The sequence below is a fragment of the Sphingomonas taxi genome (assembly GCF_000764535.1).
In the GTDB taxonomy this organism is placed as follows: domain Bacteria; phylum Pseudomonadota; class Alphaproteobacteria; order Sphingomonadales; family Sphingomonadaceae; genus Sphingomonas; species Sphingomonas taxi.
In genome coordinates this window covers 861,946-886,614 of sequence record NZ_CP009571.1, presented here as the reverse complement: position 1 = coordinate 886,614, position 24,669 = coordinate 861,946, and the positions used below count along the sequence as shown (strand labels likewise).

The following is a 24,669-nucleotide window of genomic DNA, read 5'->3' as shown; positions in this document are numbered from 1 at the left end:
GGGGCAATTTTCTGGCAGCGGAGTGAGCTATGACCTCGGTGTGGGATCTTCCCGATTTCGATTCGCATGAGGGCGTCCACGCCTTCACCGATCGGGAGTCCGGTCTTCGCGCCATTATCGCGGTCCACTCCACCCATCTCGGGCCGGCGGCCGGCGGCGCGCGCTTCTGGCATTATGCGTCGGGCGACCAGGCGGTCACCGACGCGCTGCGCCTGTCGCGCGGCATGAGCTTCAAGAACGCCATGGCCGGCCTCGCGCTCGGCGGCGGCAAGGGCGTCATCCTCGCCGATGCACCCGGTGCGGTCATCAGTGAAGACCGGCTCAAGGCGTTCGGCCGCGCGGTCGAATCGCTCGGCGGCAAGTACGTGACCGCCGAAGACGTCGGCATGTCCGAGGCGCGGATGAAGGTCATCGCCGGCGAGACGAAGTTCGTCAGCGGCCTGCCGGTGGCGAGCGGCGCAGCGGGCGGCGACCCCGGCCCGTACACCGCGCATGGCGTCTATCTTGGCGTCAAGGCAGCCGCGAAGCGCGGCCTCGGCACCGACGACATGAAGGGCGTCCACGTCGCGATCCAGGGCGTCGGCTCGGTCGGCGGCGGGCTTGCCAAATTGCTCGCGAAGGACGGCGCGCGCCTGACGCTCGCCGATGTCGATGCCCAGCGCGCCAAGGCGCTCGCCGCCGAACTGGGCGCCGAGACGGTGGCAGCCGGCGCGATCCTCGGCGTCGAGGCGGACATCTTCAGCCCCAATGCTTTGGGTGCGATCCTCACCGAGGCGACGATCCCCACGCTGGTTGCCAAGGTCGTTGCCGGCGGCGCCAACAACCAGCTTGCGACGCGCGAGGATTACGATCGCCTCCACGATCGCGGCATCCTCTACGCGCCCGACTACGTCATCAACGCCGGCGGCATCATCAACGTCGGCCTCGAATATCTCGGTCAGGGCGACGAGGCCGAGGTGATGGCACGCATCGCCAAGATCCCCGCCCGCCTCGACGAGGTCTGGGACGAAAGCGAGCGCACCGGTCGTCCCGCCGCTGAAGTGGCGGACACGATTGCCCAACGGCTGATCGGGCGGGGGTGAGGTGAGGGGGGGGCAAAGGCGCGTTGGCGCGTATCCCCCCCCTTCCGTCACGGCTTCGCCGCGCCACTTCCCCCTGGCGTGAAGGGCAATTGCATATGGCTGCAGGGATGAGGATCGATCGCTTTCCTCATGAGATTCGTCACCCCGGACTCGTTCCGGGGTCCACCGGGCCACAAGGGAGCGGTGTCGAATCAAGCCTCTCCCCTCGCCGCAGGGTGGACCCCGGAACAAGTCCGGGGTGACGGGGTGGGCTTGGAAGACGACAGACGCCTACGAGCGTCCATATGCGATTGCCCTGCCACGGCGGGGGAGGAATGAGATCAAGTCCTCCCTTGCTTTAGCGGGGGAGGGGGACCGCTCGCTGTAGGCGAGTGATGGAGGGGGCGTTTTCGCACGCGCCATGCTGCGATACGTCACGCCGCCATCGCCCCGCCTCTGTCCTACACCCCGCCACATCGCTATCACCGACATCACGCTCTTTCTCATCGTGACGATCGGTGCAATTTCGGAAACGATCAGGCTCGATCGTTTCCGTTAAGGTGTCCATGTTGTCCATGTCGTCCAACACCCGACGACAACGGGTGACGCCGCCCGCAAAGTTTCCTATGGCTCGCACAGCCGTGCCGACCCTCCATGCCCTTGCCAATCCTGCGCGTTTCGTCGCCCTCGCGCGTCCGGCGACGCCGGTGCTGCTGTGGGCGGGAATCGTGCTGCTGGCGATCGGCTGCTGGGCCGGACTGACGCAGACGCCGCCCGACTATCTGCAAGGCGAAAGCGTCCGCATCCTCTACATCCACGTCCCTTCCGCCTGGCTCGGCATGGGCGGCTGGAGCGGGCTGGCGATCAGCAGCATCGCCTTCCTCGTCTGGCGTCATCCGCTCGCCGATGTCGCCGCGCGTGCGATCGCCATGCCCGGCGCGGTCTTCGCCGCGGTCTGCCTCGTCACCGGCTCGATCTGGGGCCGGCCGACCTGGGGGACGTGGTGGCAATGGGACGGCCGGTTGACCTCGATGTTGCTGCTGTTCTTCGTCTATTGCGGCTATATGGCGCTCGCCCGCGCTGATGCCGAGCGCGGCGGCGACGGCCGTATCCCGGCGCTCTACGGCATCGCCGGCACCGTGCTGCTGCCAATCATCCGCTATTCGGTGGTGTGGTGGAACACGCTCCATCAGGGGCCGTCGATCGGCCTCACCCGGTCGAGCATCGCCGGCAGCATCCTCTGGCCTTTGGGCTTCACCATGGCGGGCTTCACCTTGCTGTTCGCGGCGATCGTGCTGATGCGGATGCGCGCCACGCTCGCGCGGCTCAAGGCCGAGGCGCGGCTGCGGCGGATGGCCCGGCCGTGAACGCCTGGCCGTTCGTCTTCGCGGCCTATGCGGTCGCGCTCGGCGCCGCCGCCGCCCTCACGCTGGCGAGCTGGCTGGCGATGAAGCGCCTCGAGAAGTGAAGGCCAAGCATCAACGGCTGACGCTGGCGCTGCTGGCGCTCGCGGCGGTGGTCGCTGCGGCGCTGCTGGCGATGTCGGCGCTCAAGGATCAGGCGTCCTTCTTCTACGCGCCCTCCGACGTCGCGCGGCAGGGCTTGCCACTCGGCCGGGCGGTACGGCTCGGCGGGATGGTACAGGCAGGCTCGATCAAGCGCGCACCGGACGGCGTCACCGTCCATTTCGTCGTCGGCGACGGCATCGCCACCACGCCCGTCACCTTCGCCGGCATCACCCCGGACCTGTTCCGCGAGCGCTCGGGCGTCGTCGCCGAGGGGCAGTTCAACCCCGATGGCAGTTTCACCGCCACCAATTTGCTCGCAAAGCACGACGAAAAATACATGCCGCCCGAACTTGCCGGCAAGATGCACGAGACGCGGACGTTGAAGCCGTGATCGCCGAGGCCGGTCTCGCCGCTTTGTGGCTCGCCGCCGCGCTCGCCGCGCTGCAACTGGCAATGGCGGCGCTCGGGTTGACGCGCGGCCAGCGGGCATTGGTCGCCGCGGTACGGCCGATCGCGATCGTCCAGGGCGTGCTCGCCGCGATCGCCATGGCGGCGCTGATCGCGCTGTTCCTCGGCTCGGACATGTCGGTGAAGCTGGTCGTCGAGAACAGCCATTCCGCCAAGCCGTGGCTCTACAAATTCGCCGGCGCCTGGGGCAATCACGAAGGGTCGATGCTGCTCTGGGTGACGATCCTCGGCCTTGCCGGCGGCGCGGTGGCGATTCTCGAACGGCGTCTGCCCGAACGCACGCTCATCGCGACGCTGGCGGCGCAGGCGGGAATCGCCCTCGGCTTCTACGCCTTTCTGCTCTTCGCCTCCAACCCCTTCGCGCGGATCAGCCCGGCGGCGGGCGACGGCCTCGGCCTCAACCCGTTGCTGCAGGACCCCGGCCTCGCCTTCCACCCGCCGACGCTCTACATCGGCTACGTCGGCATCTCGGTCGCCTTCTCCTTCGCGGTCGGTGCGCTAATCACCCGCGACGTCGGCCCGGTCTTCGCCAAGGCGATGCGCCCTTGGGTGCTCGGCGCGTGGATTTTCCTGACGCTTGGCATCACCGCGGGCAGCTATTGGGCCTATTACGAGCTCGGCTGGGGCGGCTGGTGGTTCTGGGACCCGGTCGAGAATGCCTCGCTGATGCCGTGGCTTGCGGCAACCGCGCTGCTCCATTCGGTGACCGTCCTCGCCACCCGCGACGGCCTGCGCGCGTGGACGGTGATGCTCGCGGTGGTCGCCTTCTCGATGTCGATGATCGGCACCTTCCTCGTCCGCTCCGGCATCCTGACCAGCGTCCACGCCTTCGCGGTCGATCCTGAGCGCGGCGCGTTCATCCTCCTGCTGCTCGCGCTCTATATCGGCGGCGCGTTGGCGCTGTTCGCGGCGCGGATCGGCACCGTGCGCGCCGGCACGACCTTCGAATTCGTCAGCCGCGAGGGCGGGCTGGTCATCAACAACCTGCTACTGTCGGTGATCCTCGGCGTCGTGCTGATCGGCACGCTCTATCCGCTCGTCGCCGCGAGCTTCGGCGTCCAGCTCTCGGTCGGCCCGCCCTTCTTCAACGCCGCGGCGGGGCCGATCGCGCTCGCTTTGGTCGTGGCGATGGCGGTCGGTCCGCTGCTGCGTTGGCGCCGTGACGAGGCGGGCGCGCTGCTCGACCGGCTGATCTGGCCGATCGCCGCGGCGGGCTTCACCGGCGCCGGACTGATCGCACTGGCGCCGCCCGGGGTGATGCCGCTGCTCGGCCTGTCGCTCGCCGCCGGGCTTGCGGTCGCGAGCGTGCTGCCGCTGATCGGCCGCAACCCGTGGCGCACGCCCCTGTTCACCTGGGGGATGGTCGTCGCGCATCTCGGCATCGCGGTCAGCCTTGCCGGCATGGCGTGCGACAGCGCCTATACCGCCGAGACGCTGATCGCTGCGCGCGTCGGCCAGCCGGTGCGCGTCGGGCCCTATGTGGTCCGGCTCGACGGCATCAAACCGGTGGTGGGCGAAAACTGGTCGGCGCTCGAAGCGCGGCTCAGCGCCACCCGCGACGGCGAACGGATCGTGCTGCGCCCGCAATCGCGCTTCTTCTCCGATCCGGTGACGACCACCAGCGAGAGCGCGATCGCCACTGAATGGGACGGCCAGCTCTACACCGTGCTCGGTCAGCCGGACGGGCAGGGGCGCTGGCAATTGCGCTTGTGGTGGAAGCCGTTCGTCACCCTGATCTGGTTCGGCGGTGCGCTGATCGCGCTCGGCGGCGCGCTGTCGCTGGTCGGTCGCTGGCGCCGCGAGCGCCGGGCGGCGGCGCGCGAGGCCTATGCATGAGGCGGTGGCTGCTCTGGTTACCCTTTGCGGTGTTCGCCGCGATCGTGGTGGTGGTGGCGAGCGGCCTGTTCGCTCCCGCCGATCGCGCCGTGCGGTCCGCGCTGATCGGCAAGCCGCTCCCGGACTTCGCGCTGCCGCCGATCGTCGCGGGCAAGCCCGGCCTGTCCACCGCCGACTTCCGACGGGGCAAGCCCCGTTTGCTCAACGTCTTCGCGAGCTGGTGCATCCCCTGCGCCGCCGAATCGCCGCAGCTGCTGCGGCTGGAGGCGATGGGGGTCCCGGTCGACGCGATCGCGATCCGCGATACCGCGCCGGCGCTGCGCGACTTCCTCGCGCGCTATGGCGACCCCTATGAGCGGATCGGCGCCGACGCGCAGAGCGCGGTGCAACTCGCGCTGGGATCGTCGGGCGTGCCGGAGAGCTTCGTGATCGACGGCAAGGGGCGGATCGTCCTCCAGCATATCGGCGATATCCGCGCCGAGGACGTTGACGCCATCGCCGCCGCGGTCCGGAGCGCGCGATGAAGCATGCCCTGCTCCTGCTGGCGCTGATCGCGGCGCCGGTCGCGGCCGATCCGTCGACGCCGCCCGCAGCGCTCGCCAACACGCAATTGCGCGACCCCGCACAGGAGGCGAAGGCGCGCGACCTGATGGCGACGCTGCGCTGCCTCGTCTGCCAGGGCCAGTCGATCGCCGACAGCGACGCGAGCATGGCCGGCGACATGCGCGCGCTCGTGCGCGGCCGCATCGCCGCGGGCGAGACGCCCGATTCGGTCCGCGCGTGGCTGATCGAACGCTACGGCGATTACGTCAGCTACGATCCGCCGCTCAGCGCCGCGACTTGGCCCTTGTGGCTCGCGCCGATCGCCTTGCTGGTGCTCGGTGCCGTGATCGCGCGGTCGAGTTTTCGGCGGCGGAGGCGCTGATGGGCTGGCTGATGCTCATTCTGATCGCGGCGGCGGCAATGGCCGCGCTCGTGCTGCTGCGGGTCGACAGGCTGTTGTGGTCGATGATCGGCGCGGCACTGATGCTCGGCGCGGCCGGCTATGCGTGGCAGGGCTCGCCGACGCTGCCGGCCAATCCGGCACGGCCCGAGGCCTTGCGCGTTGCCGACGATCCGTCGCTGGTCGACCTGCGCGAGCGGATGCTCGGCCGGTTCACCGCCGATGCGGCCTATCTGATCGCGTCGGATGCGATGGCGCGGTCGGGGGACCGACGGTCGGCGGTGCGGGCGATCCTCGGCGGGCTCAACCGCTATCCGCGCAGCCTGATGCTGTGGACCGGGCTTGGTACCGCGCTGGCGACGCATGACGGCAATATTCTGTCGCCGCCGGCGCTGTTCGCCTTCCGTCAGGCGGTCCGGATCGCACCCGAGCATCCGGCGCCGCTGTTCTTTCTGGGCCTCGCCTATGTCCGCGCCAACGACTATCCGGCGGCGCGGCAGGCGTGGGCAAAGGCGCTGGCCTTGTGTCCGGAGGGGGCATCCTATCGCCGCGACATCGCGGTCCGTCTCGACTTGCTCGACCGTTTGCTGGCTACGCAAGCCCCGCAGTAATTGCGGCGAAATCGTGGCAACGTGGACAAGATGGACACCTGAACGGAAACGATCCGGCCTCATCGTTTCCAATTCTGTGCTGATCGATCACAATGAGAAAGAGCGCCGAATGACGGCGATCCCTAGCATCTTGGGTGTGGCGTAGGACAGCGCGGCGTATTTGCGCTGTGGATGTAGACGCTTGAGACACATGCGATCCTGTCGGGTGCGCGTCCCGTCTGCGTCGCCGGGCAGGATCATGCGAAACGGGCCCCGGCGCCAGGCGAACGTCCGTTCATACCTGAGCGCCGAGGCCCGTCTTCCGCCAGCGGCGTGATTACTTGCCGCGGCCGGTCTTGCCCTGAAGTTCGTCGATGCGCTTCGATGCGTCCGCCTTGGTCAGCGAATCGTCGAATTCCTCGCCGGCTTCCTCGGACAGCGTCTTGAGGTAGCTCGCCTGCGCGCCGGTCATCGTCTCGTCGCCGGTGGTCCAGTCGCTCGGATCCTTTTCGGCGTTCGAGGTTGGGTGGGTCTTGGGGTTTTCGGTCTCGGACATGGTTGAAGCCTCTCTTGGTATCGGAGGCTTCAACCACCCTGTTCCACGTTCGTTCCGCTTAGCCGTTCCACGCCTCGAACGGCAGGTCGAGCGCCTCGGCGACCGCCTGATGGCGGATCTTGCCGCCCGAGACGTTGAGGCCGTTGGCGAGATGCGGATCGGCCGCCATCGCCGCCTCGGCGCCGAGGTTGGCGAGCTTGAGCGCGAACGGAAGCGTCGCATTGTTGAGCGCGAAGGCCGACGTGCGCGCGACCGCGCCCGGCATGTTGGCGACGCAATAATGGGTGACGCCGTCAACCTCGAACACCGGGTCCTCGTGCGTGGTCGCATGGCTGGTTTCGAAACAGCCGCCCTGGTCGATCGCGATATCGACCATCACCGCGCCGCGCTTCATCGTCTTGACCATCTCGCGCGTCACCAGCTTGGGCGCGGCCGCACCCGGCACCAGCACCGCGCCGATGACGAGATGCGCGCTCTTTACCGCCGCGGCGATCGCCGCCTTGCTGGCGTACGCGGTCTTGATCTGGCTGGAGAAGAACATGTCGAGTTCGGCGAGGCGATCGTTCGAGATGTCGTAGATCGTCACGTCGGCGCGCATGCCGACTGCCATCTGCGCGGCATTGACGCCCGAGACGCCGCCGCCGAGGATCGCGACCTTCGCCGGCGCGACGCCCGGCACGCCGCCGAGCAGCACGCCGCGGCCGCCCTGTTCCTTCTCGAGATAATGCGCGCCGACCTGCACCGACATGCGGCCCGCGACTTCCGACATCGGCTTGAGCAGCGGCAGGCCGCCGCGCGCCGCGGTCACCGTCTCATAGGCGATGCAGGTCGCGCCCGACCTGATCAGCCCCTCGGCCTGCGGCTTGTCGGCGGCGAGGTGGAGATAGGTGAAGAGCAGGTGGCGCGGTTCGAGCAGCGCGATCTCGCTCGCCTGCGGCTCCTTGACCTTCACGATCATGTCGGCGGCGGCGAACACCGCGGCGGGATCGGCGAGGATCGTCGCGCCCGCGTCGATATAGTCCTGATCCTCGAAATCGATACCGGCGCCCGCCTTGGTCTCGACGACGACCTCATGGCCCGCGGCGACCAGCTCGGCGACCGACGGCGGGGTCAGGCCGACGCGATATTCGTGGTTCTTGATTTCCTTGGGGACGCCGATGCGCATCATTGTTCTCCTCTTCTGGACTACCCATAGCCGCGACCGGGCGGGAGAAGGTCGCAATGTTTTGCGACAGCGACACGGCTAGCGGGATTTTCTTGCGCAGAATGGCAGTGTAGCGGGAGATTCATGATCGACACCCTCGACCGAAAAATTCTGTCCCATCTGCTCGCCAATTCCGACCTGACCAGCGCCGAACTCGGCGAGGCGGTCGGCCTGTCGCCGAGCGCCGCGCACCGGCGCGTCGGATCGCTCAAGGAACGCGGCTATATCGCCGGCTTCCGCGCGGTGCTCAGCAAGGCGGCGCGTGGCAACCCCAGCGTCGTCCTCGTCAACGTCACGCTGCGCGACCAGCGCGAGGAGACGATGGCGGCGTTCGAGCGCGAGATCGGCGACGTACCCGAAATCCGCGACTGTTTCCTGATGAGCGGCGAGGCCGACTATATGCTCCACGTCGAGGTGCGGCGCGACGACACGTTCGAGCGCATCCATCGCGAGACGCTGGCGCGGTTGCCCGGCGTCACCCGGCTCGCGTCGCATTTCGTGATTCGCGAGGTGTTTAGACGTCCCTGATCGATACGGCGGCGCCGCGACGCCGTTGCCCGCATCGTTCAGCCCATGCTAAGGCGCGCGTCTATGGAACAGGTTGGGAACAGCGCCGGTCTCCGCAGCGCGTCGGATCGGTCGTACCGCTCGTGAGTGGCCCCGTACCGGCCGCCGTCCCGAGTGCGCGGGACGATTCGGGCGATCATGGCCATCACGACGGCCTGCTCAAGCTGGCGGTCGGGGCGATCGGCATCGTCTTCGGCGATATCGGCACCAGCCCGCTCTACGCCTTTCGCGAGACCTTCGCCGGCCATCACCAGCTGACGCTCGATCCGCTGCACATCATGGGCGTGCTCAGCCTGATGTTCTGGTCGATGATGATCGTGGTGACGATCAAATATGTCGCGATCATCATGCGCGCCGACAACAAGGGCGAGGGCGGCAGTCTCGCATTGCTCGCGCTCGTCTCGGGGCGGACCAAGAGCCGGCGCTGGTCGGCGGGGATCATCCTGCTCGGCGTCTTCGCGACGTCGCTGTTCTACGGCGATTCGATGATCACCCCGGCGGTGACCGTGCTCGGCGCGGTGGAAGGTCTGGCGATCGCCGCGCCGGCCTTCGCCGGGCTCGTGCTGCCGATCGTCATCGCGATCCTGATCGCGTTGTTCTGGGTGCAGAAGAGCGGCACCGCGCGGATCGGCCTCGTCTTCGGACCGATCATGCTCGTTTATTTTGCGGTGATCGCGGTGCTCGGCATCATCAGCGTCGTCCAGACGCCCGAGGTGCTCTGGGCCTTCTCGCCGCATCATGCGGTGCATTTCTTTATCGCCGATCCGGTGCGCGCCTTTCTCGCACTCGGCTCGGTGGTGCTGGCGGTGACCGGCGCCGAGGCGCTCTACGCCGACATGGGGCATTTCGGGCGCAAGCCGATCGGCCTGTCGTGGCTGGTATTCGTGCTGCCCGCGCTGATGTGCAATTATCTGGGGCAGGGCGCGCTGCTGTTCCGCGACGGGCAGGAGGCGCTGAAGAGCCCCTTCTATATGCTGGCGCCGGACAGCCTGCAGCTGCCGCTGGTGCTGCTCGCGACGATGGCGGCGATCATCGCCAGCCAGGCGGTGATCTCGGGCGCCTTCTCGGTCACGCAACAGGCGATCCAGCTCGGCTTCATGCCGCGGCTGCGCATCGAACATACCAGCGCGGCGACCGCCGGGCAGATCTACATTCCGATCGTCAACTGGATGCTGATGGTGATGGTGATCCTGCTGGTGCTGTTCTTCCGCACCTCGTCCAACCTTACCTCGGCCTATGGCATCGCGGTGACGGGGGCGATGTTCATCGACACCTGCCTGCTCGGCGTCGCGCTGACCCGGCTGTGGAACTGGCCGATCTATGCCGCCGCGCCGCTGCTCGCGGTCTTCTTCCTCGTCGACGGCGCCTATTTCTCGGCGAACCTCACCAAGGTACCCGATGGCGGCTGGTTCCCGCTGATGGTCGGCTTCATCGTCTTCACCTTCCTCACCACCTGGTCGAAGGGGCGGCAGCTGATGATGGACCGGCTGCGCGAGGCGGCGATGCCGATCAAGGTGTTCATCACCTCCGCCGCCAGCTCGGCGAGCCGGGTGCCGGGGACGGCCGTGTTCATGACCTCGTCGTCGGACGGCGTGCCGCATGCGCTGCTGCACAATCTCAAGCACAACAAGGTGCTGCACGAGCGCGTCATCCTGCTCACCGTCAAGATCGTCCAGCAGCCCTATTGGCCCGAGGCCGAGCGCGCGAGCAACGAGGAGATGGGCGACGGATTCTTCCGCCTGATCCTGCGCTACGGCTTTATGGAAGAGGTCGACGTGCCGGCGGCGCTCAAGCGCGTCCATAGCTGCGGCACCGACTTCAAGATGATGGACACCAGCTTCTTCCTGTCGCGCCAGACGTTGCTGCCCTCCGAGCGGCCCGGCATGATGCTGTGGCGCGAGAAACTGTTCTCGTGGATGCTGCGCAACGCCGAAAGCGCGATGGAATTCTTCCGCCTGCCGACGAACCGGGTCGTCGAGCTCGGCAGTCAGGTGGAGATTTGACCGCGCCGATCATCGTGACCGCGCTCTTCGGTCGGCAGGATCAGGGCTGGTTCGACGCGCAGCGCGCCGCGCATTTTCCGCCCGAGCGCAACCAGCTCTCCGCCCATCTCACCATGTTCCATCATCTGCCGCCGTCGGCGGAGGCCGAGCTGAAGCATCGGCTCACGGGCATGACGCGCGGCGTGACGGCGCCGGTGGCGCGCGTCGGCGGGTTGATCTCGCTGGGGCGCGGCGTCGCCTATCGCATCGAATCGCCCGAGCTGGTCGCGATCCGCGCCGAACTCGCCGACGCCTTCGTCGGGATGCTGACGCCGCAGGACGCGGGCGGCTGGCGACCGCACGTCACCATCCAGAACAAGGTGCAGCCCAATATCGCCAAGCTGCTGCTGACCGCGCTCAGCCGCGATTTCCGGCCGCGCGAGGTCGAGATCGCGGGACTTGCGACCTGGTGGTATCGCGGCGGACCATGGGAAGCGCTTTCCCGGCATATGTTCGCTTGACGGCTGCTGCATCGCACACTTATAGGCGCCACCTCACACGGCGGGGCGGAGTAGCTCAGCTGGTTAGAGCACGGGAATCATAATCCTGGGGTCGGGGGTTCAAGTCCCTCCTCCGCTACCATTTCTTCGGTAGCGCCCGCCGGTGTGAGCGATACGGACAGCGATAACGCTTTGTAAACGTTCGGTGTGCGACGCCGGGCGGTGCTGCGCAGCGAGACCGGTCATGTCCTATCACCATCCCCCCGAACGACGCCGCAGCGAGCGGCGCGCCGCGCCGGTCGCGCGTCCGGCGCTGCCCGAGCGACGGCTGGCCGACCGCCGCGCGAGCGAGGTGAAGCTGGTCCGCAAGCCCGAGCCGATGCACCGCGGTGTCTTGTGGGCCGCGGTGGTGATGGTGATGATCGTCGCCGACGGTGCGTTTCTGGACGGCGCCTACCGGCACATGGTGATCGACTGGTTCGCGGGGATCGCGGCCGGCGTGCGCGACTGGTCGGCGCACGTCTGGGATTGGGGTCACTGAGCGAACAGCGACCAGGGATCGCTCAGCACCAGCATCGCATCGGACCGGGCCAGCGCCACCAACGTCAGGCCATGGGCGCGCGCGTGGTCGATGCCGAGGCTGGTCGGGGCGGAAATGCCGACGAGCAGCGGCGTGCCGGCAACCAGCGCCTTGTCGACCATCTCGAAGCTGATCCGCGAGGTCACCAGCGTGAATGCGCCCGGCATCCCGCGGCCGATCAGCTTGTCGAGTGCATTGTGACGGCCGACGTCCTCGCACAGCGCGAGGATCGCGCCGTCGGCGGCGCAGGCGGCGGCGGCGTGGACCGCGCCGGTTTCGCGATTGAGCTGCTGGTGGTCGCGGACGGCGGCCAGCGCGGCGAAGATCGCGGCGGGCGATGCCGTCGGTCGGTCGGGGCGGCGCGCCACCGGGCGGGCGAGCTGTTCGAGGCTGGCGATGCCGCATAGGCCGCAGCTCGTGTCGCTGGTGCGGTGGCGGACGCGGTCATGGATGCGGCCGCGGCAGCGGTCGGCGAGCGCGATGCGGACGATCCAGCCCGCCTCGGCGTGATAGGCGTCGATGTCGAGGATGTCGGCCGGGGTGTCGGCGAGCCGCTCGGTGAGCATGAAGCCGGTCGCGAACGCCTCCAGATCCTGCGGCGTCATCATCATCACCGCATAGCCGAGTCCGTCGACCTCGATCGCGACGGGCGTCTCGACCGCGATCGCGCGCGTTCCGGGGGTAACCGAGCCGTCGGGGCGCAGGATCAACGTCGCTTCCGCCCGCGCGGCACTCACAGCGCGGCGAGGTCGGCAGGGGTGTTAACGTTGGCGAGCGGCGCTGGGCTGGCGATGGGCAGCGCGCCGATCGCCCGCGCCCAGCAGGTCACCGAGCGACGCTCCGATATGGCGAGATGCGCGAGCAGCTCGGGCGCCAGCTTGGCAGGCCAATGGCCGATCACTGGCGCCTCGCTGCAATAGCTCGGCGCGCGTCGCAGCAGCGCGTCGAGCAGCGCCTCGGGCAGCCGCGGCATGTCGCAGGGGAGCGTCAGCACCGTCTCGAAGCCATGCGCGGCGGCATGAGAGAGCGCGCCGGCGATGCCGCCGAGCGGGCCGAGATCGGGGCCGGGCAGGTCGGGCACGCCGCCGTCGCGCCCGACGACGACCACCGCGTCGGCGCGATCCGCGCCGAGGTCGCGCATATGGTCGAGCAGCGGCCGCCCGGCGAACAGGGCGGCCGCCTTGTCCCGTCCGAATCGGCTGGAGCGGCCGCCGGCGAGGATCGCGGCGAGGATCAGGCGGTGCGCTCCACCCGGACGGGCACGGATTTGCCGGCCGGAACATGGCTTTGCTCGGCCTTGTGGGTCACCGGCATCAGGATGTTGCACTCCGGATAATAGGCGCCGAGGCACCCCTGTGGAATGTCATAGGGCACGACGAGCAATTTGTTGACCCGCCGGTCGCCGTTGCTGCCCGCGTCGCCGACGAGATCGACGAGGTCGTGCTCCGCCAGCCCCATCGTCGCCATGTCGGCGCGGTTCATGAAGACGATGTCGCGCGTGCCTTTGATGCCGCGGAACCGGTCGTGATAGCCGTAGACGGTGGTGTTGAACTGGTCGTTCGAGCGCAGCGTCATCAAGCGGAAGCGGCCGGGCGCCTCCTCGAAGCCGGTGGCGTTGAGCGTCGTCGGCACGTTGAATTCCGCGCGGCCGCTCTCGGTGAGCCACTGGCGATGCGCCGCCTCGACGCCCTTCCAGAAGCCGCCCGGCACCCACATCCGCTCGTTGAAGCGGGTGAATTTGTCCGGATAGGTCGCCTCGATCGCGTCGCGGACGAGGGCATAGTCGCCGACCCACGCGTCCCAGTCGAGCTTGGGATTGGCATCGAGCGTCGCCTTGGCGATGCCGGCGACGATCGCGGGCTCCGACAGCAAGGTCTCCGCCGCGGGCGTCGCCTTGCCGCGCGAGCCGTAGATGCGGCTGAAACTGTCCTCCATCGTCACCGCCTGCGGGCCGCTCGCCTGATCGTCGGTCTCGATCCGGCCGAGGCAGGGGAGCAGATAGCAGGTCTTGCCGGGCAGCAGGTGCGTGCGGTTGAGCTTGGTGGCGATGCTGACGGTCAGGTCCATGCCCTGCCACGCCGGCTCGATCTCGGCGGTGGCGGGGACGGCGCGGGCGAGGTTGCCGCCGAGGCCGATGAACGCCTGCGCGGTGCCGGCGATGATATGCTCGCACGCCTCGACCGTGTCCCAGCCCTTTTCGCGCGGCGGCTCGAAATCGTAGAGCTCTTTCAGCCGGTCGAGCGGCGCCAGTTCCGGCTTTTCGGTGATGCCGACGGTGCGCTGGCCCTGGACGTTGCTGTGGCCGCGGACCGGGCCGAAGCCGGCGCCGGGCTTGCCGACGTTGCCGCGCAGCAGCATCAGGTTCACCAGCGTGTGCAGATTGTCGATGCCGTGGACGTGCTGGGTCAGGCCCATGCCGTAGACGCAGATCACGCGCTTCGACTTGGCGTAGATGGCGCCGACGCCTTCCAGCTCGGTGCGGGTGAGGCCGCTCTCATGCTCGATCCGCTCCCAGTCGGTCGCGCGGACCATCTCGGCGAACGCCTCGAAGCCCGTGGTATGGTCGGCGATGAAGGCGTGATCGAGGATCGCGGGCGCGCCGATCCGCTGACATTGGTCGTCCGCCTCGATGACGTATTTGCAGATGCCCATCATCGCGGCGATGTCGCCGCCGGTCTTGACCTGATGATATTGGCTGGCGATCGGCGTCGACTTGCCGGTGACCATCTCGATCGGGTTCTGCGGGTCGGTGAAGCGTTCGAGCCCGCGTTCCTTGAGCGGGTTGAACACGATGATCTCGACGCCGCGCTTGGCGCAGGCGCGCAGGGGGTGCAGCGCGCGCGGGCTGTTCACGCCCGGGTTCTGGCCGAAATAGAGGATCATGTCGCAACTGTCGTAATCCGACAGGTGGATCGTGCCGACCGGCGAGCCGATGGCCGACTTGAGCCCGACCGACGTCGTCTCGTGGCACATGTTCGACGAATCGGGCAGGTTCTGGCTGCCGTACATCCGCGCCATCAACGCCCACATATAGCTCGTCTCGAGGCTCGCGCGGCCCGAGGCGTAGAAGACGACCTTGGTCGGGTCGTAGGTCTTGAGATGGGCGCCGATGTCCTGGAACGCCTCGTCCCAGCTCACCGCGACATAGCGGTCGCTGGCGGCGTCGTATTTCATCGGATGGGTGAGGCGGCCGGCCTGTTCGAGGTCGAAGTCCTTCCAGCCGCGCAATTCGGTGACGCTGTGCTTGGTGAAGAATTCGGGCGTGGTGCGATAGGTGGTCAGCTCCCACGCCGTCGCCTTGGCGCCATTCTCGCAGAATTCGGCGATATGCGGATGCGCAGGTTTGCCCCAGGCGCATGAAACGCACATCACGCCCTCGGGCTTGTTCTGCCGCGCGAGCTCGCGGACCGTCTCGGGATTGACCTTCTCGCGCAGATTGATCCGGGCGACCGATTTCATCGACCCCCAGCCGCCGGACGGACCGGTATAGGGTTCGGTACTGATCTTGTCGTCGGCCACTTCGGTCATCCCTCTCGCTTCGCGAACGGGAACGCGCGGGGCGTGGGTTGGATGCAGGGGAAACCGTCAGATATCCGTACCATGCCAGCGCTCCTGCCGCCGCCCGTGGTCGGTGATCCGATCGTAGGCGCGCGTGGCGGCATTGAGCTGCTCGCCGAGCGCCGCGGCGACGGGATCGGCGGGCGTACAGGTCGAGTGGCGCAGCGCCTGCGTCACGCGTCGGACGTAAGCGAGATCGAGCCCGACATGCCCCGCCTCGTGCACGCGCAAATGCATGACCCGACGATCCCAGCGCCGTCGCAACAGGGGCGACACCGCGTCGCGATCGTGGTCGCGATCGTGCAGGCGGGGCAGCGTCACCGTGATCCGGTAGGTCACCTGCGGATGTCGCACATCGCATCGGCCGTCGCGGCCGATCGGCCAGCGCCAGCGGATGCGCAGGCGGGTGAACGCGTCGTAACGCTGGCCGTCCGCAGGATCGACCGGACCCCGCCGCCGCTGATCGTCATCGATCTCCCGATAGCGCGTTCCGTGAACGTCGTAATAGACGATGCGGACGGCGGGCAGGCGCTCCAGTGCCGCCGGATCGACCGGCGTCGTTGCCGCAAACAGGATCAAGCGCCATGTCATCGTCATCCGCTCCGGCCAGCAGGCTCATGATAGACGTTTCGCGCCATCGCCGTGGCCGGGCGGCGGCGATTTGCCGACGGCATTCAAATTCGCGTTGCGATCCCCTAGATCAGGGTCCGAATCTTCCACTTCCCCGACAGGCGTTGTTTCCATGACCACTCATTCCACGCGTATGCTGATCCTCGGCTCCGGCCCGGCGGGGCTGTCGGCGGCGATCTATGGCGCGCGGGCCGGGATGGCGCCGATCGTGGTGCAGGGCATCCAGCCCGGCGGGCAGCTCACCACCACCACCGACGTGGAGAATTATCCCGGTTTCGCCGACGTCATCCAGGGGCCGTGGCTGATGGAGCAAATGCAGAAACAGGCCGAACATGTCGGCACCCGGCTGATGTGGGACACGATCGTCGAGGTCGATCTGTCGCAGCGGCCGTTTCGGCTGATCGGCGACGGCGGCGACGTCTATGAGGGCGAGGTGCTGGTGATCGCCACCGGCGCGCAGGCGAAGTGGCTCGGGCTCGAGTCCGAGGAGGCGATGAAGGGCAAGGGCGTGTCGGCCTGCGCAACCTGCGACGGCTTCTTCTATCGCGGCAAGAAGGTGGCGGTGATCGGCGGCGGCAATACCGCGGTCGAGGAGGCGCTGTACCTGACCAACCACAGCGACGACGTGACGCTGATCCATCGCCGCGATTCCTTACGCGCGGAGCGGATTTTGCAGGAGCGGCTGCACGCGCATCCCAACGTCAAGGTTCTGTGGAACAAGGAAGTCCGCGAGTTCGTCGATGGCGGCGGTAATGCCGGGCTGGTGGCGCTGACGCTGGAGGATACGGTCACCGGCGAGCAGTCGCGGCTCGACGTCGAGGGCGGGTTCGTGGCGATCGGCCATCATCCGGCGACCGAGCTGTTCCGCGGGCATCTCGCGCTCGACGACGACGGCTATATCGCGGTGGAGACGGGCTCGACGCGGACCAGCGTGCCGGGCGTATTCGCCTGCGGCGACGTGGCGGACAAGGTCTATCGTCAGGCGGTGACCGCGGCGGGGACCGGGTGCATGGCGGCGCTGGACGCGGAGCGGTTCCTCGCGGCGGCGGAGTTCGAGGAAATGGCCGAGGCGGCGGAATAGGATTTTCGCACGAAGACGCGAAGACGCGAAGATGGTTCGTGTGGGGTGGCCGCCTGCGCGGATATTGTTGGAGGCGGCCGGCCTACCTTTTCGTCATTCCGACGAAAGTCGGAACCCATGGACACGCAATCGCCTGGGGTTGCGCACGCCATCTGGACCATCGTTACCATGGGCCCCGGCTTTCGCCGGGGTGACGATTGGGGGGCGGAGAGCGACGTGACGGCGCGCCGAGCATTCCCGAACGCAACATCTTTGCGTCTTCGCGTCTTCGCGTGAATCAAATCCCGGCACCCGCCAGCGCCGCCAGAACGGCGGCACGGAGCTGGCGCTGGTCCTCCTCGCGGGCGAAGCTGTGGGAGGCGGTCTCGATCGATTGCGCGGGAAGGTGGCGGGCGGCGGCGCGATAGGCTTGCGCGGTGGCGTCGCCGGTGGCGAGGATGACCGTCGCCGCGTCGCCCCATCCCTCGATGGCGGTGACCATCTGCGTTGCCAGCGGTTGCGGCATGGTGCGAGAAGCCTTGCGCAAGCCGTCGATAGCTTTGGTGAAATCTATCTTGCCGGCGAGCAGTCTGGCCCATGCCGCGGGACTGGTCAGGCGCTGGCGATAGGTTGCGCGGATCGCTGCGGCGGGGGGAAGGTCGTCCGTGTCCTCGATCGTCCACGGATTGGCGAGCAGGAGGCGGTCGATGCCCGCGGTGCGGCCGTAAAGCGCAAGCGTGCTCGCCGCATCGCAATTGCCGTAGGCGAGGATCGTCATGAGCTGCGGCGCCTGCGCCCGAAATGCCGTCGCGGCAGCGACGAGGTCGTCGCGGGCCGAAACGTAGCCATTGTTCTCGCCGGTCGAATCGCCGATGCCGCGGCGGTCGTAGCGGAAGGCGGGATATCCCGCTGCGGCGACATGGGCGGCGAGCAGCGCCATGCCGCGGTGCGCGCCGCAGCGGATCTCGTTGCCGCCGGAGACGATCAGCAGGCCGGTCCGGCCGGGGGCGGCATCGAGCGTGCCGACCAACGTCTCTCCCGCACAGGGGAAGGCGATCAGGCTGCGCATCGGGTCAGCCACGCCGCGATGTCATCGGCGAGTATCTCGACCAGCGCGAGATCGTTTCCCGGCTCGCTGCGCCGCCAGAGCGGCGCGGCGTCGATCTTGCGATCGGCCTCGGCGGGGTCGGTCATCAGGCGGACGACACGATCGGCCGGGGCCGGCTCCGCCGCGCCGAACGATGCCAGCAGCGCCTGCGGAATCGGATTGCCGGCGATCTCGATCGGGTCGGGCTGCGGCGCGCTGTTCCCCGCCGCCCGCCATGTGCGGAGCAAAAGGCGGGCGAGGTCGTCGCCGGTCTGCGGCGCGAAATGCCAGCGCGCAATACGGGGCGCGGCGGTGTCGAGGAGCGCGCCGCTGCGGATACCGATCGCATAGGTGGGGCGACCCTCCGGCGGGATCGCGGCGAGCGCTTCGGCCATGCGCGGCAGCGTCGCGAGTGGTGCGATGCTCTCGCCTTGACCCGGCACGTCGGGCAGCACGCTGGCGATGCCGCGCGCGGCAAGGGCGCGCAGCAGCGTGACGGTGAAGGTGCGCGTGCGATTGGCTTCCTCGAACAGCGGCAGCGCGGCGACTAGCAGGGGGCCGGTATCGGGGCCGAAGCGCAGCATCGCCTCGCGGCCGCCGGCCCAGTCGTAATGATCGATGCGCGGCGCCATGCCGCGCGACGCTAGACGAGCGCCTTGTTCGCCGCAAACTCGACGAGCGCGCCGAACGTCTCGAGCATGTCGCCGTCGACCTCGTCGTCCTCGATCAGGATGCCGAGCCGGTCCTCGATCTCGGTCAGGACGCCGGCGACGGCCATTGAATCGAGTTCGGGCAACGCGCCGAACAGCGGCGTCGTCGCGGTGAAGCCCGCGACGCGGTCCGCGGAGAGGCCGAGCACATCGCGCAGCACGGCGCGGACGGTGGTTTCGACGGTATCATAGCCTTCGGGAAGCAAAGCGGCGCCCTTACCGGTTGCGGATCGACGCCCGTTAGAGGCTGGGGCTGCATTCGGCAACGGGGTGACGCTATGAGGGGCCATGCTGTCGCCCGATCCCACGCCGTTTTCGATCGACCATCTGCTGCGCGGCGCGCCGCACGCGCCGGCGCTGATCGAGCGCGAGCGGTCATGGACGTTCGCGGAACTGGAGGCGGCGGTGGCGAGCGCGGCGGGGTGGCTCGGCGGGCTCGGGCTGGCGGCGGGGGAGCGGGTGGCGACGTGGCTGCCCAAGACGGCGCTCGCCTGCGTCATGCCGCTGGCGGCGGCGCGGGCGGGGCTGGTGCATGTGCCCGTCAATCCGGCGCTGCGGCGCGCGCAGGTCGCGCATATCCTCGCCGACAGCGGCGCGGCGCTGCTGGTGACGCAGGCGGCGCGGGCGGCGACGCTGGAGGCGGGCGACGTGCCGGCGGGATGCCGGGTGGTCGAGGATCTGCCGCTGGATCGCGACGGGCCGGGCCGGTCGGCCGCGGACCCACAGGCGTTGGCGGCGATCCTCTACACCTCGGGATCGACCGGGCGGCCGAAGGGGGTGATGCTCAGCCATGCCAATCTGTGGCTCGGGGCGGTGTCGGTCGCGCATTATCTGCGCATCGCGCCGGACGACCGGGTGCTCGGCGTGCTGCCGCTGTCGTTCGATTACGGGCAGAACCAGCTTTTTTCGAGCTGGTATGCGGGGGCGGCGGTGGCGCCGCTCGACTATCTGACTGCGCGCGACGTGGTGAAGGCGGTCGAGCGAATCGGAGCGACGACGCTCGCCGGGGTGCCGCCGCTGTGGGTGCAGTTGCTCGATGTCGACTGGCCGGCGGCGACCGCGGCGCGGTTGCGGCGGCTGACCAATTCGGGCGGGGCGCTGACCGAGCGGTTGGTGCGGGGGCTGCGGTCGCGATTCCCGCAGGCGGAGCTGGTGGCGATGTACGGGCTGACCGAGGCGTTCCGCTCGACGTGGCTCGATCCGGCGCTGATCGATGCGCATCCCGATGCGATGGGGCGGGCGATCCCGTTCGCCGAGGTGATGGCGGTGGGCGCGGATGGCGCGCGCGCGATCGGCGAGGCGGGCGAGCTGGTCCATGCCGGGCCGCTGGTCGCGCAGGGCTATTGGCGCGATCCCGAGCGGAGCGCGCAGCGTTTCCGGCCGGCACCGGATTGGTCGGCGAGCGGCGGGCTGGCGGTCTGGTCGGGGGATAAAGTGATCGAGGGGGCGGACGGGCTGTTCCGCTTCGTCGGGCGCGACGACGAGATGATCAAGAGCGCGGGCAACCGGATCAGCCCGCTCGAGATCGAGGAGGCGGTGCTCGCCGGCGGCGAGGCGCGCGAGGCGGTCGCGGTCGGCGTGCCGGACGCGCGGCTGGGGCAAGGGATCGTCGTGATGGTCGCCGGCGATGCCGCGCAGGAGGAGGCGTTGCGGATGCGGTTGCGCACGCTGCTGCCGAGCTTCATGCAGCCGGCACGATATGTGTGGCGGGACGAATTGCCGCGCAACGCCAATGGCAAACTGGATCGCGCCGCGATCCGCAACGAGGTGACGTCATGAAGGCGATGGGACCCCTGCCGGCGGAGTTCGCCGCGCAATCCGGCATGCTGACGATCGCCGGGACGTCGGCCGCCGACTGGGCGGTGGAGACGCCGGTGTTCGTCTATGACGTCGGGATCGTGACGGCGCGGGTGGAGCGGTTCCGTGCGGCGTTTCGCGGGATCGACCTGCATTATGCGATCAAGGCCAATCCGTTGCCGGCGCTGCTCGACCGCGTGGCGCCGCTGGTCGACGGGCTCGACGTCGCCTCGGGGGGCGAGCTGGAGACGGCGCTGGCGGTCAAGCCGGCGGCGGCGATCAGTTTCGCCGGGCCGGGCAAGCGCGATGCCGAGCTGATCGGCGCGATCCGCAGCGGCGCGACGCTCAATGTCGAATCCGAGGGCGAGGCGGAACGCGCGCTGCGGCTCGGTGACGAGCTGGGCGTGACGCCGCGGCTCGCGGTGCGGGTCAATCCGGATATCGAGCTGCGCGGATCGGGGATGAAGATGGGCGGGCGGCCGTCGCCGTTCGGCGTCGATGCGGCGCGCGCCGCGGCGCTGGTGCGGCGGATCGTCGCCGCCGGCGCGGACTGGCGCGGCTTCCATATCTACGCGGGCAGCCAGGCGCTCGACGCGGGCGCGATCATCGAGACGCAGGCGGCGACGCTGGCGCTCGCTGCGCGGCTGGGCGAGGAGGCGGGGGCGGCGCCGCCTCTGGTCAATCTCGGCGGCGGGTTCGGCGTCCCCTATTTCGCGGGCGACGTGCCGCTCGACGTCGAGCGGGTCGGGGCGGCTTTGGCAGAAGTGCTCGACCGGCGCGCCGAGGTGCTGCGCAGCGCGCGGTTCGCGATCGAACTGGGGCGGTGGCTGGTCGCCGAGGCGGGCGTCTATCTGACGCGGATCATCGACCGCAAGAAGAGCCAAAGCGAGACCTTCCTCGTCACCGACGGCGGGCTCAACCATCAGCTCGCGGCGAGCGGCAATTTCGGAACGGTGGTGCGGCGCAATTATCCGCTGGCGCTTGCGTCGGAGATCGGCGGCGCGGCGGCGGAAGAGGTGTCGGTGGTCGGGCCGCTCTGCACGCCGCTCGACCGGCTCGGGGATCGTGTCGGCCTGCCGCATGCCGAACCGGGGGACGTGATCGCGGTGTTCCTCGCCGGCGCCTATGGTGCGTCGGCGAGCCCGGCGGGGTTCCTCGGCCATCCGCCGGCGGTGGAGATCGTCGCGGGCTGACCGGCCGCGGCGGCTATCGCAGCACGATCTCCGCGCCCAGCGTCCGGGCGGGAAGCGCGGCGGACGTGTCCTGTACGCCGATCCGCGTCCCGGACGGCAGCGGGCCGAGGTGATAGGTGATCTCGATGCCGGTGGCGGGGTCGCCGGGGTGGCAGGCGCCGGCGGTCACCGCGGCGCCGCAGAGCGGGCGCTGGGTCGCTTCCGCCGCCGCGACCTCGCCGTCGATGCGAAGCAGCCGGGCGCGGCCGATGCCCCTCTCCGTCACGACCACGCTGACCGGGCCGCTGTGACGGCGGGCGGTCTGCTGCTGGCCGGGGGCGATCCGTTCCGACTGGGTGGCGGAACTGACCGCGGTGATCTGGAGATCGGTCAGCAGCGGCAGCGACTGTGCCGAAACGGGATCGGCGAAGGTGAACGACGCGGTCACCAAAAGAAGAGCACGGATCATCGCTTCATGATAACGAAGGCCGGCGGCCTTGGGGAGGGCGTCGGCATGTCGGCGAAATCGTTGACCTAGCGTTCCTAACGCTATCTTCACCTCTCCCGCCCCATGACGTGCCGCACGCGCCCCGCATCGTAATGCGGTCCTGCGTCTGGGGGTCAGGAGAAGATTATGCGTTCCGGTGTTCCCGTCCGTGTCCTGCTCGCCGTCGGTGCCGCGGCGTCGGTGCTCGGCGGCTGTGCGAGCAGTGCCAGCGGACCCGTGCTGCCGCCGGCGACCTATGTCGCGAGCAAGGAGCAGCCGGGCGAGGAATATGTCATCGGCCCGCTCGACCAGCTCAACGTCTTCGTGTGGCGCAATCCGGAATTGTCGGCGAAGGTGCAGGTGCGCCCCGACGGCCGCATCACCACGCCGCTGATCAACGACATGCCCGCGGTCGGCAAGACGCCGTCGGTGCTCGCCGCCGACATGAAGCAGGCGCTGGGCCAATATGTGAAGGACCCGATCGTCTCGGTGATCGTCGAGAATTTCTCGGGCACCTACAGCCAGCAGGTGCGGGTGATCGGCGCGACCGAGAAGCCCGCGTCCATCCCGTATCGCGCCAATATGACATTGCTCGACGCGATGATCGCGGTGGGCGGGCTCAACCAATATGCCGCGGGCAACAAGGCGAAGCTGGTGCGCCACGATCGCAAGACCGGGGAGCAGCAGGAATATAAGCTGCAGATCGCCGATCTGCTCAAGAAGGGCGATTCGAGCGCCAACGTCAGCCTGCAACCGGGCGACGTCATCATCATCCCCGAATCGATGTTCTGAGCGTGGGCGTGGGTGTCCTGAACCGGCCCGGCGGGATCGGCGCGCGATGAACGGCCTCTACGACGAGGTGCGGCTGGCGCTGCATGCGATCTGGACGCGGCGCTGGCTCGCGCTGGCGGTGGCGTGGGGGGTGTGCGTCGCCGGCTGGTTCGTAGTCAGCCAGATGCCGAGCCGCTACGAATCGCGCGCGCGCGTCTTCGTGCAGATGCAGTCGATCCTGCCCGCGTCGATGGACGCGCCGGCGCAGACGCAGCAGAAGGACGTCGACACGATCCGCCAGACGCTGATCAGCGCGGTCAACCTCGAGAAGGTGGTGCGCGGCACCGATCTGGCGCAGACGGTGTCGAGCGATCGCGACGTCGCCGATCGCGTCGCCGGCCTCGCCAGCGCGATCAAGGTCGAGAGCCAGCAGGACAATCTGTTCCAGATCACGACGACCGCCGCCAGCCCCAAGCTGGCGCGGGCGATCACGCAGAAATTGATCGACATCTTCGTCGAGCAGAACCTCGGCCGCGATCGCAGCCAGACGACGCAGAGCCTCGATTTCCTCAACAAGCAGCTCGACCAGTTGCAGAAGCAGCTCGCCGACTTGGACGCCAAGCGCGCCGACTTCCAGACGCGCTACCTCGGCTCCCTGCCGGGCACCGGATCGGTCGGCGACCGCATCGGTGCGTCGCGCAGCCAGATGGCGCAGGTCGACGGCGATCTCGCCGCGGCGCAGTCGAGCCTGGCGGCGGTGCAGGGGCAGATGGCGGGGACGCCGGCGTCGATCCCGGGTGCGGGCGGCGTCGCCGCCGGGCCGGCGCGGGCGGCGCTCAACGCGATCCAGGGCCAGCTCGCCGATGCGCGGGCGCGCGGCTATACCGACCAGCATCCCGATGTGGTGGCGCTCAAGCGGCAGCTCGCGGCCGCGCAGGCGGCGGCGCGCGGCGAGCCGGTCGGCGCGGGTGGCGGCGGTACGCCCAATCCCTTGTACCTCTCGCTGCAGTCGATGATGGCGGACAAACAGTCGGCGGTGGCGGCGCTCAAGATGCGCAAGGCGCAATTGCAGGGCGACCTCGACCAGCTCAACGCCAAATTGTCGGGCGATCCCGAAGTGGCGGCGGAGCAGGGCCAGATCGACCGCGACTATCAGGTGCTCAAGGATCAATACGACCAGTTGCTGACCCAGCGCCAGCAGATCGCGCTGCGCGGCCAAGCACAGACGCAGACCGACAACGTCAAATTCTCGGTGATCGACCCGCCGACGATGCCGCGCGCGCCGACCGCGCCCAACCGAATGCTGCTGCTGACCGGCGTGTTGATCGCCGGGCTCGCCGCCGGGATCGGTGCGGCGTTCGCGCTCGGCCAGTTGCGCGCGACCTTTGCGACCGGGCCGCGGCTGGAGAAGGCGACCGGCATGCCGGTGATCGGCTCGATCGGCGAGGTGGTGACGCGGATGCAGGCAGACCAGCGTACCAAACGGCTCAAGCTGTTCCTCGGCGGCACCGCCGGCCTAGTCGCGGCCTATGTGCTGCTGCTCGGCGTCGAAGTGCTGCAACGGGGGATGGCGGCATGAACGGGTTGCGACGGGACGACGAG

General features: G+C 68.7%; 26 protein-coding genes and 1 tRNA gene. 17 read left to right on the top strand and 10 right to left on the bottom strand.

Features of this window, described 5'->3' with window-relative positions; translation table 11 throughout:
- Positions 1 to 29 precede the first annotated feature (29 nt).
- The 7 genes from MC45_RS03925 to MC45_RS03895 all read left to right on the top strand — a co-directional run bounded on the left by MC45_RS03925 (position 30) and on the right by MC45_RS03895 (position 6,427).
- Positions 30 to 1,082, top strand: a complete 1,053-nt coding sequence (locus tag MC45_RS03925; RefSeq protein WP_038659774.1) for a Glu/Leu/Phe/Val dehydrogenase family protein — start codon at positions 30 to 32, stop codon at positions 1,080 to 1,082.
- A gap of 605 nt (positions 1,083 to 1,687) precedes the next feature.
- Positions 1,688 to 2,428 (top strand): heme ABC transporter permease CcmC, encoded by a 741-nt coding sequence (gene ccmC / locus MC45_RS03920; protein ID WP_245640833.1) that lies wholly within the window; start codon positions 1,688 to 1,690, stop codon positions 2,426 to 2,428.
- 97 nt (positions 2,429 to 2,525) lie between these two features.
- Positions 2,526 to 2,960, top strand: coding sequence for a cytochrome c maturation protein CcmE (gene ccmE / locus MC45_RS03915; RefSeq protein ID WP_038659768.1), 435 nt, complete (start codon positions 2,526 to 2,528; stop codon positions 2,958 to 2,960).
- A complete protein-coding gene (locus MC45_RS03910; RefSeq protein WP_038659765.1) occupies positions 2,957 to 4,873 on the top strand; it encodes a heme lyase CcmF/NrfE family subunit in 1,917 nt (638 codons plus the stop codon). The genes ccmE and MC45_RS03910 overlap by 4 nt, the downstream gene beginning before the upstream one ends.
- Positions 4,870 to 5,397 carry a redoxin family protein gene (locus MC45_RS03905; RefSeq protein WP_038659761.1) on the top strand — a complete coding sequence of 176 codons (528 nt, stop codon included), beginning with the start codon at positions 4,870 to 4,872 and terminating at the stop codon, positions 5,395 to 5,397. The genes MC45_RS03910 and MC45_RS03905 overlap by 4 nt, the downstream gene beginning before the upstream one ends.
- Complete coding sequence (locus tag MC45_RS03900) at positions 5,394 to 5,798, top strand: cytochrome c-type biogenesis protein (RefSeq protein WP_038659758.1); 405 nt, start codon at positions 5,394 to 5,396, stop codon at positions 5,796 to 5,798. Before MC45_RS03905 ends, MC45_RS03900 begins: the two co-directional genes overlap by 4 nt.
- 11 nt (positions 5,799 to 5,809) lie before the next feature.
- Entirely contained in the window at positions 5,810 to 6,427 is a 618-nt protein-coding gene (locus MC45_RS03895; RefSeq protein WP_245640832.1) for a tetratricopeptide repeat protein, read from the top strand.
- A 316-nt stretch (positions 6,428 to 6,743) separates the two neighbouring features.
- Here MC45_RS03895 and MC45_RS03890 read toward each other — a convergent pair whose 3' ends face one another.
- Both MC45_RS03890 and ald read right to left on the bottom strand, forming a co-directional pair.
- On the bottom strand, positions 6,744 to 6,962 hold the full coding sequence (locus tag MC45_RS03890) for a DUF3072 domain-containing protein (RefSeq protein ID WP_038659752.1): 219 nt from the start codon (positions 6,960 to 6,962) through the stop codon (positions 6,744 to 6,746).
- A gap of 58 nt (positions 6,963 to 7,020) precedes the next feature.
- Complete coding sequence (gene ald / locus MC45_RS03885; protein WP_038666398.1) at positions 7,021 to 8,127, bottom strand: alanine dehydrogenase; 1,107 nt, start codon at positions 8,125 to 8,127, stop codon at positions 7,021 to 7,023.
- Between the two features lie 123 nt (positions 8,128 to 8,250).
- Here ald and MC45_RS03880 point away from each other — a divergent pair, with 123 nt between their 5' ends.
- From MC45_RS03880 to MC45_RS03860, 5 genes are all read left to right on the top strand, one after another.
- Positions 8,251 to 8,694, top strand: a complete 444-nt coding sequence (locus MC45_RS03880) for an Lrp/AsnC family transcriptional regulator (RefSeq protein ID WP_038659749.1) — start codon at positions 8,251 to 8,253, stop codon at positions 8,692 to 8,694.
- Positions 8,695 to 8,816: 122 nt separating this feature from the next.
- On the top strand, positions 8,817 to 10,736 hold the full coding sequence (locus MC45_RS03875) for a potassium transporter Kup (protein WP_038659746.1): 1,920 nt from the start codon (positions 8,817 to 8,819) through the stop codon (positions 10,734 to 10,736).
- A complete protein-coding gene (locus MC45_RS03870) occupies positions 10,733 to 11,236 on the top strand; it encodes a 2'-5' RNA ligase family protein (protein ID WP_038659743.1) in 504 nt (167 codons plus the stop codon). The genes MC45_RS03875 and MC45_RS03870 overlap by 4 nt, the downstream gene beginning before the upstream one ends.
- 44 nt (positions 11,237 to 11,280) lie before the next feature.
- Positions 11,281 to 11,357 (top strand) — tRNA-Met (locus tag MC45_RS03865).
- Positions 11,358 to 11,459: 102 nt separating this feature from the next.
- Positions 11,460 to 11,756, top strand: a complete 297-nt coding sequence (locus tag MC45_RS03860; RefSeq protein WP_038659740.1) for a hypothetical protein — start codon at positions 11,460 to 11,462, stop codon at positions 11,754 to 11,756.
- Here MC45_RS03860 and fdhD read toward each other — a convergent pair.
- Genes fdhD through MC45_RS03840 form a run of 4 tightly spaced genes read right to left on the bottom strand, consistent with a single transcriptional unit; the run spans position 11,750 to position 15,944 of the window.
- Positions 11,750 to 12,532, bottom strand: a complete 783-nt coding sequence (gene fdhD, locus MC45_RS03855; protein ID WP_038659737.1) for a formate dehydrogenase accessory sulfurtransferase FdhD — start codon at positions 12,530 to 12,532, stop codon at positions 11,750 to 11,752. The two genes, MC45_RS03860 and fdhD, sit on opposite strands and share 7 nt — an antisense overlap.
- Positions 12,529 to 13,017: a molybdenum cofactor guanylyltransferase gene (locus MC45_RS03850; RefSeq protein ID WP_156143889.1), complete on the bottom strand. Its 489-nt coding sequence runs from the start codon at positions 13,015 to 13,017 to the stop codon at positions 12,529 to 12,531. The genes fdhD and MC45_RS03850 overlap by 4 nt, the downstream gene beginning before the upstream one ends.
- Before the next feature lie 11 nt (positions 13,018 to 13,028).
- Positions 13,029 to 15,323, bottom strand: coding sequence for an FdhF/YdeP family oxidoreductase (locus MC45_RS03845; RefSeq protein WP_179944559.1), 2,295 nt, complete (start codon positions 15,321 to 15,323; stop codon positions 13,029 to 13,031).
- 57 nt (positions 15,324 to 15,380) lie between these two features.
- Positions 15,381 to 15,944, bottom strand: coding sequence for a DUF922 domain-containing protein (locus MC45_RS03840; protein ID WP_169742518.1), 564 nt, complete (start codon positions 15,942 to 15,944; stop codon positions 15,381 to 15,383).
- A 151-nt stretch (positions 15,945 to 16,095) separates the two neighbouring features.
- On the opposite strand from MC45_RS03840, the gene trxB reads away from it, so the two are divergent.
- The gene (gene trxB, locus MC45_RS03835; protein WP_038659732.1) at positions 16,096 to 17,064 is read left to right on the top strand and encodes a thioredoxin-disulfide reductase; all 969 of its coding nucleotides are present in this window, start codon (positions 16,096 to 16,098) and stop codon (positions 17,062 to 17,064) included.
- 277 nt (positions 17,065 to 17,341) lie between these two features.
- On the opposite strand, the gene MC45_RS03830 is transcribed toward trxB, so the two are convergent.
- Genes MC45_RS03830 through MC45_RS03820 form a run of 3 tightly spaced genes read right to left on the bottom strand, consistent with a single transcriptional unit; the run spans position 17,342 to position 19,046 of the window.
- Positions 17,342 to 18,112, bottom strand: coding sequence for a hydrolase 1, exosortase A system-associated (locus tag MC45_RS03830; protein ID WP_038659729.1), 771 nt, complete (start codon positions 18,110 to 18,112; stop codon positions 17,342 to 17,344).
- On the bottom strand, positions 18,100 to 18,762 hold the full coding sequence (locus MC45_RS03825) for a hypothetical protein (RefSeq protein WP_038659726.1): 663 nt from the start codon (positions 18,760 to 18,762) through the stop codon (positions 18,100 to 18,102). The genes MC45_RS03830 and MC45_RS03825 overlap by 13 nt, the downstream gene beginning before the upstream one ends.
- Positions 18,763 to 18,773: 11 nt before the next feature.
- Positions 18,774 to 19,046: an acyl carrier protein gene (locus MC45_RS03820; protein ID WP_038659723.1), complete on the bottom strand. Its 273-nt coding sequence runs from the start codon at positions 19,044 to 19,046 to the stop codon at positions 18,774 to 18,776.
- Between the two features lie 82 nt (positions 19,047 to 19,128).
- On the opposite strand from MC45_RS03820, the gene MC45_RS03815 reads away from it, so the two are divergent.
- Positions 19,129 to 20,619, top strand: a complete 1,491-nt coding sequence (locus MC45_RS03815; RefSeq protein ID WP_179944558.1) for an AMP-binding protein — start codon at positions 19,129 to 19,131, stop codon at positions 20,617 to 20,619.
- The gene (locus tag MC45_RS03810) at positions 20,616 to 21,830 is read left to right on the top strand and encodes a pyridoxal-dependent decarboxylase, exosortase A system-associated (protein WP_038659720.1); all 1,215 of its coding nucleotides are present in this window, start codon (positions 20,616 to 20,618) and stop codon (positions 21,828 to 21,830) included. The genes MC45_RS03815 and MC45_RS03810 overlap by 4 nt, the downstream gene beginning before the upstream one ends.
- Positions 21,831 to 21,843: 13 nt before the next feature.
- On the opposite strand, the gene MC45_RS03805 is transcribed toward MC45_RS03810, so the two are convergent.
- Entirely contained in the window at positions 21,844 to 22,278 is a 435-nt protein-coding gene (locus MC45_RS03805; RefSeq protein WP_038659716.1) for a DUF4879 domain-containing protein, read from the bottom strand.
- Positions 22,279 to 22,443: 165 nt separating this feature from the next.
- Between MC45_RS03805 and MC45_RS03800 the strand changes: the two genes are divergently transcribed.
- Together MC45_RS03800 and MC45_RS03795 are read left to right on the top strand one after the other, a co-directional pair.
- The gene (locus MC45_RS03800; protein ID WP_038659714.1) at positions 22,444 to 23,088 is read left to right on the top strand and encodes an XrtA/PEP-CTERM system exopolysaccharide export protein; all 645 of its coding nucleotides are present in this window, start codon (positions 22,444 to 22,446) and stop codon (positions 23,086 to 23,088) included.
- A gap of 46 nt (positions 23,089 to 23,134) precedes the next feature.
- Positions 23,135 to 24,646 (top strand): XrtA system polysaccharide chain length determinant, encoded by a 1,512-nt coding sequence (locus MC45_RS03795; protein ID WP_038659709.1) that lies wholly within the window; start codon positions 23,135 to 23,137, stop codon positions 24,644 to 24,646.
- The last annotated feature ends 23 nt before the right edge of the window (positions 24,647 to 24,669 follow it).